12 protein-coding genes are annotated in these 15,422 nt (G+C 66.2%); 6 read left to right on the plus strand and 6 right to left on the minus strand.

Going from position 1 to position 15,422, the window contains the following annotated elements; genetic code table 11:
- Nucleotides 1-61 precede the first annotated feature (61 nt).
- The 4 genes from ITX31_RS02380 to ITX31_RS02395 all read right to left on the minus strand — a co-directional run bounded on the left by ITX31_RS02380 (nucleotide 62) and on the right by ITX31_RS02395 (nucleotide 3,590).
- Nucleotides 62-1,204 carry an adenylate/guanylate cyclase domain-containing protein gene (locus tag ITX31_RS02380; RefSeq protein WP_194781885.1) on the minus strand — a complete coding sequence of 381 codons (1,143 nt, stop codon included), beginning with the start codon at nucleotides 1,202-1,204 and terminating at the stop codon, nucleotides 62-64.
- Nucleotides 1,197-1,760 carry a PH domain-containing protein gene (locus tag ITX31_RS02385; protein WP_194781886.1) on the minus strand — a complete coding sequence of 188 codons (564 nt, stop codon included), beginning with the start codon at nucleotides 1,758-1,760 and terminating at the stop codon, nucleotides 1,197-1,199. Before ITX31_RS02385 ends, ITX31_RS02380 begins: the two co-directional genes overlap by 8 nt.
- A gap of 28 nt (nucleotides 1,761-1,788) precedes the next feature.
- Nucleotides 1,789-2,676, minus strand: a complete 888-nt coding sequence (locus tag ITX31_RS02390) for a biotin--[acetyl-CoA-carboxylase] ligase (RefSeq protein WP_194781887.1) — start codon at nucleotides 2,674-2,676, stop codon at nucleotides 1,789-1,791.
- A 62-nt stretch (nucleotides 2,677-2,738) separates the two neighbouring features.
- A complete protein-coding gene (locus ITX31_RS02395) occupies nucleotides 2,739-3,590 on the minus strand; it encodes an SDR family oxidoreductase (protein ID WP_194781888.1) in 852 nt (283 codons plus the stop codon).
- Nucleotides 3,591-3,891: 301 nt separating this feature from the next.
- Here ITX31_RS02395 and ITX31_RS02400 point away from each other — a divergent pair, with 301 nt between their 5' ends.
- The 5 genes from ITX31_RS02400 to ITX31_RS02420 all read left to right on the plus strand — a co-directional run bounded on the left by ITX31_RS02400 (nucleotide 3,892) and on the right by ITX31_RS02420 (nucleotide 9,916).
- Nucleotides 3,892-5,487: an acyl-CoA carboxylase subunit beta gene (locus ITX31_RS02400; RefSeq protein WP_194781889.1), complete on the plus strand. Its 1,596-nt coding sequence runs from the start codon at nucleotides 3,892-3,894 to the stop codon at nucleotides 5,485-5,487.
- Nucleotides 5,484-5,759 carry an acyl-CoA carboxylase subunit epsilon gene (locus tag ITX31_RS02405; RefSeq protein ID WP_194781890.1) on the plus strand — a complete coding sequence of 92 codons (276 nt, stop codon included), beginning with the start codon at nucleotides 5,484-5,486 and terminating at the stop codon, nucleotides 5,757-5,759. Before ITX31_RS02400 ends, ITX31_RS02405 begins: the two co-directional genes overlap by 4 nt.
- Before the next feature lie 18 nt (nucleotides 5,760-5,777).
- A complete protein-coding gene (locus tag ITX31_RS02410) occupies nucleotides 5,778-7,496 on the plus strand; it encodes a DUF885 domain-containing protein (protein ID WP_323745553.1) in 1,719 nt (572 codons plus the stop codon).
- 242 nt (nucleotides 7,497-7,738) lie between these two features.
- Nucleotides 7,739-9,193 carry a dicarboxylate/amino acid:cation symporter gene (locus ITX31_RS02415; RefSeq protein ID WP_194781891.1) on the plus strand — a complete coding sequence of 485 codons (1,455 nt, stop codon included), beginning with the start codon at nucleotides 7,739-7,741 and terminating at the stop codon, nucleotides 9,191-9,193.
- A gap of 99 nt (nucleotides 9,194-9,292) precedes the next feature.
- Entirely contained in the window at nucleotides 9,293-9,916 is a 624-nt protein-coding gene (locus tag ITX31_RS02420; RefSeq protein ID WP_194781892.1) for a Maf family protein, read from the plus strand.
- A 361-nt stretch (nucleotides 9,917-10,277) separates the two neighbouring features.
- Here the strand turns inward: ITX31_RS02420 and ITX31_RS15700 are convergent, their stop codons facing one another.
- Entirely contained in the window at nucleotides 10,278-11,225 is a 948-nt protein-coding gene (locus ITX31_RS15700; RefSeq protein WP_228528910.1) for an endonuclease domain-containing protein, read from the minus strand.
- 192 nt (nucleotides 11,226-11,417) lie between these two features.
- On the opposite strand from ITX31_RS15700, the gene ITX31_RS02430 reads away from it, so the two are divergent.
- A complete protein-coding gene (locus tag ITX31_RS02430) occupies nucleotides 11,418-13,202 on the plus strand; it encodes an acetyl/propionyl/methylcrotonyl-CoA carboxylase subunit alpha (RefSeq protein WP_194781893.1) in 1,785 nt (594 codons plus the stop codon).
- Nucleotides 13,203-13,925: 723 nt separating this feature from the next.
- Here the strand turns inward: ITX31_RS02430 and ITX31_RS02435 are convergent.
- Nucleotides 13,926-15,326 (minus strand): MFS transporter, encoded by a 1,401-nt coding sequence (locus tag ITX31_RS02435; RefSeq protein ID WP_194781894.1) that lies wholly within the window; start codon nucleotides 15,324-15,326, stop codon nucleotides 13,926-13,928.
- Nucleotides 15,327-15,422: the final 96 nt, after the last annotated feature.

Below are 15,422 nucleotides of genomic sequence, written 5' to 3' on the forward strand. Positions count from 1 at the left end.
TCCGCTGCGGCGCAGCGCGGACACCCGGCCACGGGTTCCCCCGAGACTCAGAGTGGGACGCCTAGTCCAGGACCAGTCCCGGCCCGGTCCCCCGGGCGAGCGTGACCGGATGGATTTCGCCGAAACCACGCACGTTGCGCGGCGAATGCGGGATGAGGATGAACCGTTCGTTGCTGCGCAGGGCGGCCGCCGTAGAAGCATCGGTCAGGACCGTTCCGGGCTCAGCGAGCGAGGTCAGGCGGGACGCCAGGTTCACCGTGGGTCCGTAGATGTCCCCGAGCCGGGAAAGGACGCGGCCCCACACCATGGCCACCCGGGCGGAAGGCAGCAGCTCATCCTCCGTAAACGCCTTGGCCAGGGCCAGCGAAATCTCCGCGCCCGCCTCCGGGGTCTCGGCGTTGAACAGGACTTCGTCGCCGATCGTTTTCACCAGCCGGCCGCCGCCCACTGAGATGATCTCGGAGCACTTGTGTTCAAAGCGCTGAACCATCTGTGCCAGCGTCTTCTCATTCATCTGCCGGGAGAGGCTGGTGTAGGAGACCAGGTCCGCAAAGCCGACGGCGCGTGCCAGCGGCAGCGGGTTGTCGTCCGTTTCCCCTTCGTGGCTGGCAAGGCCGGCCTCGGCCCGCAGGGCGAGCCGCTGGATCGCAGCATTCAGCTGCCGCTTCCAGGCGTAGACCAGCGTCTTCTCCAGCGGTTCGATCAAGTCCGGCAGGGCGGCGACCAGCCGCTTGCGTGCCTCGGCGTCGGTAATCCCGCGCTGGACCACCATTTCCTCGACCAGCGCTTCGATCTGCCACACGACCATCCGGTCCGTCATTTGGCCGATCGAACGCATGATGGAAATCGCCGCTTCCTCCGTCAGCCGTTCCTCGCGGACCAGCTCAATCACGGTGCTCAGCGCGTCCTTGTCCGCCTCCGTGAAAAACACGGCGTCGTCGTCGAGGTTTGGAAAACCCATGGCGCGCCATAGCTTGCGCGCGGAGAGCAGGGACACGCCCGCCCCCGCGGCGGCCTCGCGCCGCCTGAGTGTCCGGGGGCCGCCGATCAGCTGCGCCTCAAGCCGGCGGACGTCTTCGCGGTCAATCGATCCGGACGAGCCCGGGATCACGGGTTTCTCCGGCATGGGCACAGCGTTCATCGACAGTGTCAGCGGCTCGGGCTCGGCGGCACCGTCCGGTGCGTCCTGGCCCTGCTCACTCATCGCTGCTCCATTCGTCGTCGTAGACCGCGCTTCCTTCAATATCTACACCATCGAACATTACGGTCATTGGCAGGTCTTCTATGGTGGCCAACACAATCGATTTGAACCGGTGCACTTCCGGAACCGACGGATAATCGATGACCCGCCCCCGGCCCAGATCCACGCGCAGGGTTCCGGCACGCTGCATGCGTTGCAGTATCCCCTGCCTCGCTTCCAGCTGGTAGATGGAGGCGAGGGGAAGGTCGTGTTCGCGCCGCCTCAGCACGCCGCGGCGGTGGATCATCCTGCGGTTGCTGAGCACGTAGCGTGTCGCGTTCCAGCGCAGCACGGCAGGGAGGCAGAAACGCAGCAGGATCAAGAGCACCAGAACGACGACGGCGGGAACCAGCACCGGTGTCCAGTCCAGCAGCTCCGCGGGGGCGCTGTCCCGGCCCAGGTAACCCAGCGCAAAACCTCCGGCAGCGCAGGCCAGCGCAGCAAGCAGGACAGGGCCAGCCAGCGGCCCCGCGTGCGGCCGAGCCGAAACGATCACCTGCTCGCCGGGCTCCAGCCTCATCCGCACCTGAATCCGGGGAATCGGACACTCATGCTTCCGACGGCCTCAGGTGGATGACGTCCGCAGCGGTGATGGTCTGCCGCGCTCCGGTTTCAGGATCAACCACCACCAGTCCGCCGTCGGCAGCGAGTTCAACGGCACGGCCCACTATCTCCCCGCCGCCGGGCAGGTGCGCGCGGACCGTCTGGCCCAGGGTCACCATCCGCTCGGCAATGTTCGCACGCAGGGATCCACCGCCTGTCCAGGGTGCCAGGGCGTTGCCGTCCACCGCGCAGAAAGCTCGGTAATCCAGGTTCAGCTGGAGCAGGAAATCCTGCAGCAGGATGTTCCGGTCCGTGGTCGAGGCATACTCCATCAGCAGGCTCGTGGCGGTAGGTACCGGCTGGTCCTCGTCCGTCAGCGAGACGTTCAGGCCCGTACCGACGACGACGGCGGGCGGGTTTCCGGAGCTGTCCGGAACAAGCTGGGCCAGGATTCCGGCCAGTTTACGGCCGTCAACCAGGACGTCGTTGGGCCACTTCAGGCGGGGTTCGACGCCGGTGCGCGCTGCCACGGACTTGGTCAGCGACAGCGCTGCCAGCAGGGAGAGCCACCCGTAGGACTGCGTAGGCAGCGGCCGTCCGGCGGGGTTGACCGGACGCAGCAGCACACTGACAAACAGCGAGGACCGTTCCGGTGCCTGCCAGGAACGTCCCAGCCGCCCGCGGCCGGCGGTCTGCAGCTCCGCCGTCAGCACGGACAAATCCGGATACATTGAGGGCACCAGCCGTGCGGAGTTCGCCAGGTCCGTGTTGGTGGAGCCGGTTTCGGCTACCACGTCCAGTCGCGCCAGCGGGCCCGCAGGTGCTACGAGGCTTGCCCGGAGACGCTCCGGCTCCAGGGGCGGGCGCTCCATGCTGGAGTAGTGCAGGTGCATGTTTCCGATCTTACGCGCCACTTCCCCCGGCTTCCCCGTGGACCCGCGGGCGGCCCGCCGGACTAGAGGAAGAAATCGGCCATCAGCTTGTCTTCGGGAGCACCGAGGCTGTACTTCGTGAAGTCAGTGACGCCTTCCTGCCGCAGCACCTCTTCATCCGTATAGAAGTTGCCGGTTGCCTCGCGGGACGGACGCGTCAGGATCGCATGGGCGGCGTCGGCCATGATGTCAGCGCTGCGGGATACCCGTGCCAGCTCGGATCCGCCGGGCATGTTGCGGATGGCCGCGGTGTCAATGGAAGTGCACGGCCACAGCGAGTTCACGCCAATCCCGTCCTTCCTAAGTTCTTCCGCCAGGCCCAGGGTGGTCAGCGACATGCCGTATTTGGCCATCGTGTAGGCGAGATAGCCGCCAGCCCACTTGGGGTCCAGGTTCAGCGGCGGGGAGAGGGTAAGGATGTGTGCGTTGTCCGATTCGCGCAGGGCGGGCAGCGCGGTCTTCGACAGCAGGAACGTGCCGCGGGCGTTGATGTCCTGCATCAGGTCATAGCTCTTCATCGTCACATCGTCCGTGTTGCGCAGGTCGATCGCGGACGCGTTGTTGAGCACGATGTCGATGCCCCCGAAATGCTCAACCGTAGCTGCCACGGCGCCGGCAACGTCTTCGTCGCGGCGCACGTCGCCGATGATCGGCAGGGCCTTGCCGCCGGCGGTTTCGAGCTGTTCGGCTGCCGTGTAGACCGTGCCTTCCAGCTTCGGGTGCGGTTCTGCGGTCTTGGCGAGCATCGCGATGTTGGCGCCGTCGGCAGCGGCCCGGAGGGCAATTGCCAGGCCGATTCCCCGGCTTCCGCCGGACATGAGGATGGTGCGGCCGGCCAGCGAACGCGGTGAAGAGGATGCTGTGTTCGAAGTCATACGGACACAGTAATGCACCCGCCGGAAAAATGTTACTGGCCAGTAACATGCGGATGCATCCGACGCATGGCACCGAAGACGTCGGCCGCAGGCGGAGTCCGGTTGTCAACCCGAAGGACACTTTCAGGCTGCCCAAGGCACGCAGACACAAATTGTAGGTTTCCTACACCCTGCCCGCGTGTGGCTGCTCACTAGACTGGGTGAATCGCCCGCACGCTTGTACGAAACCTACTGAACCGGCTGTGCGGCCCCCGGGGTGGCGATCCACCAGCCATCCGTTCGACCCAGCACCGGAGAGTAAATGAGCCTCGACCAGGACATCGATCTGCAGACGACCGCCGGGAAGATCGCCGACTTCCGGCGCCGCCAGGCCCGGGCACTGGTGCCCTCCGGCGAGGCAGCAGTCGAAAAGCAGCATGCCCGCGGCAAGCACACCGCCCGCGAGCGCATCGATCTGCTCCTGGATGAAGGCTCGTTCGTTGAGTTCGACGCCCTCGCCGTCCACCGCTCCACCGCATTCGGCATGGAAAAGAAGAAACCGCTCGGCGACGGCCTGGTTTCCGGCTACGGCACCGTGGACGGACGCACGGTTGCGGTCTACAGCCAGGACTTCACCGTCTACGGCGGTTCCCTGAGCCAGGTCAACGGCGAAAAGATCGTCAAGGTCCAGGAGTTCGCGCTGCGCAACGGCTGCCCCGTCGTCGGCATCCTGGACGGCGGCGGAGCCCGTATCCAGGAGGGTGTTGCTTCTCTGGCGATGTTCGCCGATATCTTCCGCAACAATGTCCACGCCTCCGGCGTCGTTCCCCAGATCTCGCTGATCATGGGTCCCTCCGCCGGCGGGGCCGCGTATTCCCCCGCCCTCACGGACTACGTGGTGATGGTGGACAAGACCTCCCACATGTTCATCACCGGCCCGGACGTCATCAAGACCGTCACCGGTGAGGACGTGGACATGGAAACCCTCGGCGGCGCCCGGCAGCACAACGCCACCACGGGCACCTCCACGTACCTGGCCTCCGATGAGGAAGACGCCGTGGACTTTGTCCGCGAACTGCTGGACTTCCTGCCCAGCAACAACCTCGCCGAGGCCCCGCTGGTCCCGTTCGACCAGGACCCGGAAACCAACGACGGCGACCTGGCCCTGGACGCGCTCATCCCGGACTCCGCCAACCAGCCCTATGACATGCGCACCGTGATCGAGCAGGTGGTAGATGACGGGCATTTCCTGGAGATGCAGGCCCTCTACGCGCCGAACGTGATCATCGGCTACGGCCGGCTGGAAGGGCACACCGTTGGCATCGTGGCCAACCAGCCCATGCAGTTCGCCGGAACCCTGGACATTGCCGCGTCGGAGAAGGCAGCCCGGTTTGTCCGCAACTGCGACGCGTTCAACGTCCCCATCCTGACCTTCGTGGACGTGCCCGGCTTCCTGCCCGGCAAGGACCAGGAGTTCAACGGCATCATCCGCCGCGGTGCCAAGCTGCTCTACGCCTACGCCGAGGCCACGGTCCCCAAGCTGACCGTGATCACCCGCAAAGCGTACGGCGGAGCGTACATCGTCATGGGATCCAAGAAGCTCGGCGCGGACCTGAACCTGGCCTGGCCCACCGCCCAGATCGGCGTTATGGGAGCCCAGGGAGCGGTGAACATCCTGTACCGCAGCCAGCTGGCAGCCGCAGCAGCCGAAGGCCGGGACGTCGAAGAAGTCCGTCAGGACTACATCACCGCGTACGAAGAGGAACTGCTCAACCCGTACCAGTCCGCTGAACTCGGCTACGTGGACGCCGTCATTGCCCCCTCCGAAACCCGGCTCCAGCTGATCCGCGGACTGCGGGCGCTGCGCGAAAAGCGCGCGGCCCTCCCGCACAAGAAGCACGGAAACATTCCGCTGTGAGCGCCGTCGATTTCGGTTCCGAAGCTGCGCGCCCGGCCGCTCCGGCCGAGCCGTTCCTCCAGGTTGTCTCCGGCAACCCGACGGACGAGGAGCTGGCGGCGCTTACCGCCGTCGTTATTGGCCTGGGGGCCGCTTCCCCGGAGGCGGACCCGGCACACGGCACGTCCCCGGAGAGGGACCCGGCACGCACCCGCAGGGCGTGGACCCGGCGCCGGGCGCTGAGCCTTCAGCCTCTGCCAGGACCGGGCTCGTGGCGGCGCAGCTACCGCTGACACGCTACGCTCGGACGTGTGACTGAACAGACAACCACATCAGATAACCTGTCCAACGCCGGTTCGCGCACCCCCACTGCGATTGACGCCGTCGCCGAAGCTTTCACGCAGAATCTGCTCACGCTGGATCCGTCATTTGCCACGACGCTGGGAATTCCGGGCCACGAAACCGAGTACGCCGACTACTCGCCCGCCGGCCTTGAATCCATGGCCGAGGCAATGCGGGAGACCCTTGAGCGCCTTGAGGACCTGCAGCCGGTGGACGACGTGGACCGCGTCACCCTGGACGCCATGCGTGAGCGCCTGGGCCTGGCGCTGGAAATCCACGAATCCGGCTGGGACCTGGCTGACCTGAACAACATCGCCTCCCCGGCGCAGGACATCCGCGCCATTTTCGACCTCATGCCCACGGACACCGTGGAAGCCTGGGAACACATCTCCGGCCGCCTGCATAACGTTCCCGACGCCGTCGCCGGGTACATCACCTCGCTGCGCCACGGCGCCGAGCAGGACCGGGTAGCTGCCCGCCGCCAGGTCAAAATCGTCATGGAGCAGGCCGCGAAGTACGCCGAAGACGGCGGATTCTTCGATTCCTTCACCTCCGGTGCCGCCCTTCCGGACGGCGCTGCGCTGCCTGAGCAGCTGCGCGCGTCCCTGAAGGAAAATTCCGACGCCGCCCGCGGAGCCTACCGCTCGCTGGTCAGCTTCCTCGAAACCGAACTGCTGCCCGCGGCACCTGAAAAGGACGCCGTCGGAGCCGAACGCTACGCACTGTTCTCCCGCCAGTTCCTCGGCTCCGCCGTTGACCTGGAAGAGACCTACGCCTGGGGCGTGGCGGAGCTGGACCGCATCATCGCCGAACAGGAGAAGGTCGCCGGCCAGATCAAGGAAGGCGCCTCCGTCCGCGAGGCCATGGACCTGCTCGACGCCGACCCGGAGCGCCAGCTGCACGGCACCGCCGAGCTGCAGGCCTGGATGCAGGATCTCTCCGACCGCGCGGTCAACGAGCTATCCGAGACGCACTTCGAGATCACCGGCCCCATGCGCCGGCTCGAGTGCATGATCGCGCCTACCAACGAGGGCGGCATCTACTACACCGGCCCGTCGGAGGACTTCTCCCGCCCCGGCCGCATGTGGTGGTCCGTTCCCGAAGGCGAAGACACCTTCACCACGTGGAAGGAAACCACCACGGTCTACCACGAGGGCGTTCCGGGCCACCACCTGCAGATCGCAACGGCAACCGCCGCCAGTGACACCCTCAACAGCTGGCGCCGGAACGTCTGCTGGGTTTCCGGACACGGCGAGGGCTGGGCCCTGTACGCCGAGCGGCTGATGGAGGAACTGGGCTACCTCTCCGATCCCGGAGACCGGATGGGCATGCTTGACGCCCAGCGCATGCGTGCCGCACGCGTGGTCTTCGACATCGGTGTCCATCTGGAGCTGGAGGTCCCCGAGCGCTGGGGAACCGGCACCTGGACCCCGGAAAAGGGCTACGACTTCCTGAAGCAGAACATCGCCATCTCCGAAGGCCAGCTGAACTTCGAGTTCACCCGCTACCTCGGCTGGCCGGGACAGGCACCGGCCTACAAGCTCGGCCAGCGCCTCTGGGAGCAGATCCGCGACGAAGTCCGCTCCCGCGAAGGCGACGCCTACGACGCGCGGACCTTCCACACCCGGGCCCTGCGGCTGGGCTCGGTAGGCTTGGACACCCTGCGCCGGGCACTGCTGGAAAACTAGCGCTCCACCCGAACGCCCGGCCGGTCCTCCGGCCGGGCGTTTCTGCTTTCCGGGCGTCGCAGCGGGCGTCCGGCAATGGGACAATCCTCACAACCGCAGCCGGGAATAGAAGCCGGCATCTGCGGCCCGGCGCCACAGAACCGGCTCCCTCCCCCGCATGCCAAGGGCACCCGCAGGCAGCGTCCGTAACATTTCGCAATCTCAAAACGGCTCTGCTAAAGAATCACGTCTAGCATCGACGGGTGACATCACCAAAGACCTCCCCACAGTCCCCCGCCGCAGCCGAGACCCGGCGCCGGCTTCCGCGCTGGGCCACCTCGTTTGGCCCGCAGATCATCGCAGCCCTGCTGGTCGGCCTCGGCCTGGGGCTGCTGGCCAAGAACATGGGCACCGTTGACGGTGAGCCCAACTGGCTGACCACTACGCTGTCCACCATCGGCTCGAGCTACGTCTCGCTGCTGAAGGCCGCCGTCGTGCCCCTGATCTTCACCGCCGTCGTCAGCTCCATCGCCAACCTGCGCCAGGTCTCGAATGCCGCTCGCCTGGCCTGGCAGACGCTGCTCTGGTTCGCCATCACCGCGCTCATCGCCGTTGCTATCGGCATAGTGCTCGGGGTCGTCATGCAGCCTGGCGCAAACGCCGATGCCACCGCACCGGACGGATACGACGGCGGCACCGGCAGCTGGGTCGGCTTCCTCACCGGCCTGATCCCGGGCAACTTCCTGGGCCTCACCGCCTCCACCACGGAGACGCTCACCACCTCGCTGAACTTCAACGTGCTGCAGGTCCTGGTGATCGCGATCGCCGTCGGTATTGCTGCGCTGAAGGTGGGCAAGCCCGCCGCCCCGTTCCTGGCCCTGATCGCCTCCGCCCTGGCCGTCATCCAAAAGGTCCTGTGGTGGATCATCCGCCTGGCTCCGCTGGGTACCGTCGGCCTGATCGGCCGCGCCGTTGCCACCTACGGCTGGGACACCATCGGCTCCCTGGGCACGTTCACCCTGGCCGTCTACGTGGGCCTGGCCATCGTCCTGTTCGTGGTGTACCCGGTGCTGATCAAGTTCCACGGCCTCTCGGTCCGCCAATGGTTCTCCGGCGCCTGGCCCGCCATCCAGCTGGCCTTCGTCTCCCGCTCCTCCGTGGGCACGCTCCCGCTGACCCAGCGCGTGACCGAGCGCAACCTCGGTGTGCCCCGGGCGTACGCATCCTTCGCCGTACCGCTGGGTGCCACCACCAAGATGGACGGCTGCGCCGCGATCTACCCGGCGATTTCCGCGATCTTCGTGGCGCAGTTCTTCGGCATTGACCTCAGCATCGGCCAGTACCTGCTTATCGCTGTCGTCGCCGTCCTGGGCTCCGCGGCAACTGCCGGAACCACCGGCGCCGTCGTGATGCTGACCCTGACTCTCTCCACCTTGGGACTGCCGCTCGAAGGCGTGGCCCTGCTGCTCGCCGTCGACCCCATCCTGGACATGGGCCGCACCGCCGTGAACGTTGCCGGACAGACCGTGGTCCCGACCATCGTAGCCAAGCGCAACGGAATGCTGGAGCCGGAGCTCTACGACGCAGAGCGCAACGGTGATCCCTTTGCCGACGATTCGGTGGAATCGGACACACCTGAGACGGATTCGGCAGAACTTCCGTCACAGGAGAGCACATCCGCTTCATCCGCTACCGTGGAGCCGGCGAACAGAGGGTAAGGTTTTCCTGCTCGCACTTATCTGAGAACGGCCGTCCCACTGCGGGGACGGCCGTTCTTCGTTTTAGCGGCGATCCTGCCGAGCACTAGGCTTGGGGGCGTGACTGAACTAATTCTTGCCTCCGCGTCCCCGGCCCGCACCAAGCTCCTGGCAAACGCCGGCATTGCCCACCGCGTGCTGGTTTCCGACGTCGACGAGGACGCGGTGACCGCCCGCTACGGACTCACCGACCCGCAAGACACCGCGCTCCTGCTGGCCCGGACCAAGGCCGAAGCCGTGGCGTCGCTGCCCGAGTCCGAGGGTGCCCTGGTTCTCGGCTGTGACTCGGTGTTCGAGTTCCAGGGCGAGGCGCACGGCAAGCCATGGGAGCCCGACGTCGCCCGCGAACGGATCCGCCGGATGAGCGGAAACGCCGGGGTGCTTCATACCGGCCACTGGCTGGTTGACTGCCGCGCCACCGACGAGGACGGCTCCGGCGCAACCCTCGGTGCTGTCAGCTCCGCCGAGGTGCACTTCGCGAAGCTGCTTGATGACGAGATCGAGGCCTACGTCGCCACCGGCGAACCGCTGCAGGTCGCCGGTTCCTTCACCATCGACTCCCTGGGCGGTGCCTTCATCGAGAAGGTCGTCGGGGATCCGCATGCCGTGGTTGGCCTCTCTGTTTCCACGCTGCGCCACCTGCTGGCCAGTGCCGGTGTTGGTGTGACCTCGCTCTGGAGGTAGGTTTCTGGGCTCGGCGGGGCGGGCTGGTGCCGGCGGGGTCCGAGGCTGTGGGCTGCTGGGGCCGGCGGGCCGCTCTGGGCTCGCGGTGAGAAGGTGAGAGGGGCAGCTCCGGGCCGCGAGGCGCGGGCGATGCTTCAGTCCGCTCGGTGACCCGGTGTTCGCAAGGCGGACCTTGTATCACCAGGTCATGCCCTGCGACTCGTCCTCTGTCGCAATATCGCTGCTCAGCCTCACCGCCCCGCGTCCTCTGTCGCAATAACGCTGCTTCATCCCCTCTAAGGGACGGCTACGCGACACAGGATTTCGCAACGCCTTCCAGAACGACGTTATTGCAACACTAAACGCCTTAGGCCGCCGAGAGTCACCCACCCGGAGCCCAACCCCCCAGCTTCAGTCCACGCGCAACCTTCCCAGCTACCCATCCAGCACCCCGCCGCATATCCAGGGCAGAGACCTTCACCTGGTGCCAGCCCAGCTCGCGCACCAGCAGGTCACGGTTGTGGTCCCGGAGCTGCTGCTCGCGGGTCAAATGGTGTTCGCCGTCGTACTCCACACAGGTGCGGAACTCGGGACACCCAAGATCGCACCACACCACCGGCCGTCCCGCACTGTCCAACAGCGGAAGGTTCGGACCGAATTCCGGCAGCCCGGCGTCGTGCAGCAACAACCTCAGGCGTGTCTCCGGCACGGAGTCCACGCCCACCCGCGCCAGGTCCACCGCGTCGCGAGCAGTCCGGATACCCGGAACCCAGCGGATGCCATGCACGTAACTGCGCAAAGCAGCCAACTGCACCACGGCCCGTCGCGCCTGCCCGTAGCTCCGCTCATGCTCGCTAACCAGCCAGTCACCTGCGGCCACCAAATCCGGCAACGGCAGCATACCGGCGAGATCTACAAAGGTCCGTGCCGGAGAGGTAGCCCGGATGCCCACCGATGGACGGACAACGTCTACCTCCGTCAATTTCAACCGGTGGCACCGGACGTGCCGTCGGTTCGTGACAGAAGCATTCGGCTCGCGCGCCAGATGCAGCACCGCCTCATGCCGGTACGACCCCGGCAGTGGAATCCCGTGCAGCCGCGCGGCCGTCGTATGGCTCAGGACCGCATCCGGCAGCAGGTCCAGGTACGGGCGCACCCGAACGGCCAAGTCCCCCGCGCTGCCGTCGGGTAACCGCGGAACCCGGATGCCCCGGGAAGGAATCCGCAGATCGGAGGCCCGGAGCCGACCCTCGGTGAGCCCCGCCTGCAGCGCGTCAGCAGCAAGGAACGGGTTCGAGAACGACGGCGGAAGCGGCTTAGGCGTACGCATCCACCAGTTCTACCCGCGGTTCAGCGTGGCTGCCGCAGTTATCCACAGATCCGCACGAGTCCCGCTTTGCAACACCCTTTGTAGGGTCCCCACAACTAAAGGCGGCGCCCCACGCAGAAAGAGCACGGTTTATAGCGGGACACCACAAAATCGCGCTACGCTCCCAAGAGATCAAAGGAGCCAGTGCATTTCATGAGCCAGAACACCCCCGCCCCGCTGGGCAAGGTCCTGATTGCCAACCGCGGCGAGATCGCCGTCCGGATCATCCGGGCCGCCCGCGACGAAGGTATCGGCACAGTCGCCGTCTACGCGGACCCGGACAGGGACGCACTCCACGTCCGGCTGGCCGACGAAGCCTACGCCCTTGGCGGCAGCACCGCCGCCGATTCCTACCTCGACATGGACAAGGTCCTGGCCGCCGCGGCGCGTGCCGGGGCCGACGCCGTTCACCCGGGGTATGGCTTCCTCTCCGAGAACGCCGAGTTCGCCCGCCGCGTGATCGGCGCCGGACTCACCTGGATCGGCCCCTCCCCCGACGCCATCGAACAGCTTGGCGACAAAGTCCGTGCCCGCCACCTGGCCGCGAAGGTCGGTGCTCCGCTGGTTCCGGGCACCTCGGATCCGGTGTCCAGCGCCGACGAAGTCCTGGCGTTCGCCTCCGAACACGGCCTGCCTGTTGCCATCAAGGCGGCGTTCGGCGGTGGTGGACGCGGCATCAAGGTTGCCCGCACGCTCGAAGAAATCCCCGAACTCTACGACTCGGCCGTCCGCGAAGCCACCGCGGCGTTCGGACGCGGCGAGTGCTTCATCGAGCGGTTCCTGGACTCCCCCCGCCACGTTGAGACCCAGTGCCTGGCAGACGCGCACGGCAACGTCGTCGTCGTTTCAACCCGCGACTGCTCGCTCCAGCGCCGAAACCAGAAGCTTGTTGAAGAAGCTCCCGCTCCCTTCCTGACCGAGGACCAGACCCGCAGGCTCTACGAATCCTCCAAGGCCCTGCTGCGCGAAGCCGGCTACCAGGGGGCCGGAACCTGCGAGTTCCTGGTCGGCACCGACGGCACCATCTCCTTCCTCGAGGTGAACACCCGGCTTCAGGTGGAGCACCCGGTCTCCGAGGAAGTCACCGGCCTGGATCTGGTCCGCGAGCAGTTCCGGATTGCCCGCGGCGAAGAGCTCGGCTACACCGACCCCGAGATCCGCGGCCACTCCATCGAGTTCCGCATCAACGGCGAGGACGCCGGACGCGGGTTCATTCCCTCCCCCGGCACCGTCGACACCCTGCGCCTGCCCACCGGCCCCGGAGTGCGCGTCGACTCCGGCATCGAAGCGGGTGAAACCGTCGGCGGAAACTTCGACTCGATGCTTGCCAAGCTGATCGTCACCGGCGCCACCCGCACCCAGGCGCTCCAGCGGGCCCGGCGTGCGCTGCAGGAGTTCGAAATCTCCGGCCTGCCGACCGTGCTTCCCTTCCACGCCGCCGTCGTCGCGGATCCCGCCTTCGCCCCGGAGCAGGGCCCGTTCAGCGTTCACACCCGCTGGATTGAAACCGAATTCAACAACACGATCGCACCGTTCAGCGGCGAACCGGCAAACGGGAACGACGACGACGCCTCCCGCCAGCGCCTCACCGTTGAGGTGGGCGGCAAGCGCCTTGAGGTCGTCCTGCCCGCCGGGATGGCCCAGCTGGCCGGCCGCGGCGGCGCAGCCTCCAACGGCAAGCAGCGCAAGGGCCGCTCACGCTCCGCCACGGCGGCAGCTACCGGCAATGACCTCACTTCCCCCATGCAGGGAACCATCGTGAAGGTGGCCGTCGAGGACGGTGCCCAGGTTGCCGAGGGCGACCTGATCGTGGTCCTCGAAGCGATGAAGATGGAACAGCCGCTCACCGCGCACAAAGCAGGCACGGTCAGCGGCCTTTCTTCGGCCGTAGGAGCAACGGTGACCGCCGGTGCAGTGATTGCGACCATCCTGGACTAGGTCCGGTCAGTTCTTCGGTCCTCGGTTCTGCGGGGCCGCTGCCCACTGCGGGCGGCGGCCCTGTCTGCATTCCCGGGCAGGTTCCCACTGGGGTTTGACGGTTCCCACTGGGGTTTGACGGGGTTTGGGTCCTCGTAAGCGTCCGGCACGAGCGGTTACCGCCGGGTTTGGGCGGGCGACGGCTCCGGCACGAGCAGTTACCGCCGGGGCCTCTGCCCATTGTCGGCGCCATCGACCCGGGCACGGCTTCTACCCTGCGGGCCATCGGACATCATCCTGTGTCGCGATAACGTCCTTCCGGAACACCCCGCGTCATCCTGTGCTGCAATAACGTCCCTCTGCGTGCTTCATTGGAACGTTATTGCAGCAGAAGATTCCAGATGTGGGTCCTAGACCACGTTATTGCGACACAGGACGTACACCGGCTGACCCGGGCAGAACTGACGTGTCGCTTCCGGTCTCGCCGCACCCCGAGGCGTCACTTCTGCCGCGCTGCCCAGCCCACGCAACCCACCCGCACACCACGCACCAGCCAACGCACCAGGCGGACCGCAACGCACCACGCGCACACCACGCCCCAGCCCATGCACCACCCGCACACCAAGCTCCCCGCCCACGCAACCCACCCGCACACCAAGCGCCGGCACCACACAACTAGCCCGCCAACAGCAAGAGGCCCGGATCCACTCGGATCCGGGCCTCTCCGCGTTCCAGCGGGGCGAACTAGCTGGAGTGGTTTACGTAGTCCACGTCCTTGGTTTCGCGGGTTACCCACAGCGCGATGAACGTCAGCACGGCCATCGAGGAGAGGTAGACACCCACCAGCCACGGGCTGCCGTCAGCTGCCTGCCACAGGGCCACGGCGATGAACGGAGCGACAGCCGCACCCAGGATCGAGGAGACGTTGTAGGCGATCGCCGAACCGGTGTACCGGACATTCGTCGGGAACAGTTCGGGCAGTACGGCGCCCATCGGGCCGAAGGTCAGGCCCATGAGCGTGAAGCCGATGATCAGCAGCGCCATGGTGCCCACGAAGCCGCCGCCGAACAGCGGATCGAACGCGAAGCCGAAAGCAAAGATGGCGGCGGTGACCCAGAGCAGGGTCTTGCGGCGTCCGTGCTTTTCGGCCAGCGGGCCGGCAACCATGGTGAAAATGCCGAAGAAGACGACGCCGACAATCAGCATGATCAGGAAGTCATTTCGTGCGTAGCCCAGGCCGGAGGCGAAGGCATCCGGATCGAATGCCTTGCCCGCCGCTTCGGCCTTGGCAGCAGCTTCCTCCTCGGTCTTGGCGGCAGTGCCGTAGGAGAGGGTGAAGGTGGTCATCAGGTAGAAGAGCACGTAGGTGGCCAGCATGATGAAGGTGCCGGCGATCATCGGGCGCCAGGAGAACTTGAATGCAGCAGCCAGGGGCAGCTTGCTCACTTCGCCGGAGTCCACAACCTTCTGGAAGGCCGGAGTCTCCACGAGCTTCAGGCGGACGTACAGGCCAATGATGACCATGACGGCGCTGGCCAGGAACGGGACACGCCAGCCCCAGGACATGAACGCTTCCTCGGAGAGGTTGAAGCTCAGGATCAGGAACAGGCCGTTGGCCAGGATGAAGCCGATCGGAGCGCCCAGCTGCGGGAATGTGCCGTAGATGGCGCGCTTGTTGGCCGGGGCGTTCTCGGTGGCCAGCAGGGCTGCACCGGACCATTCGCCGCCGAGGGCGAGACCCTGGGCGAAGCGCATGACAACCAGCAGGGCCGGCGCCCAGAAGGTCCAGCCGGGCATGTCTGCGGTCGGCAGGCAGCCGATCAGGAAGGTGGCAATACCCATGGTGAGCAGTGAGGCCACCAGGGTGCCCTTGCGGCCCACCTTGTCTCCGAAATGCCCAAAGACGATTGATCCAAGCGGACGGGCGATGAATGCCACGCCAAACACGGCAAAGGAACTCAGCAGCGCGGTAACGCCCTCTGCGTTCGGGAAGAAGAGGATCGGGAAGACCAGGACTGCGGCCGTCGCGTAGACATAGAAGTCGTAGAACTCTATGGAGGTTCCGACCAGCGACGCTACGATCACGCGACCGCGCGAGTTTGCGGGTGCCTTTTCGGTCTCGGCACTTGGTGTGTTTGTTGACATGGCAAGTCTTTCGGGTGCGGTGGGAAAGTAGGATTATCGTAAAACCCAGCGTCCGCCATTCGGACATTGGTCCACAATGTGGACGTAACGTTGGAC

It is taken from the genome of Arthrobacter gandavensis, from assembly GCF_015355785.1.
Lineage (GTDB): Bacteria > Actinomycetota > Actinomycetes > Actinomycetales > Micrococcaceae > Arthrobacter_B > Arthrobacter_B gandavensis_A.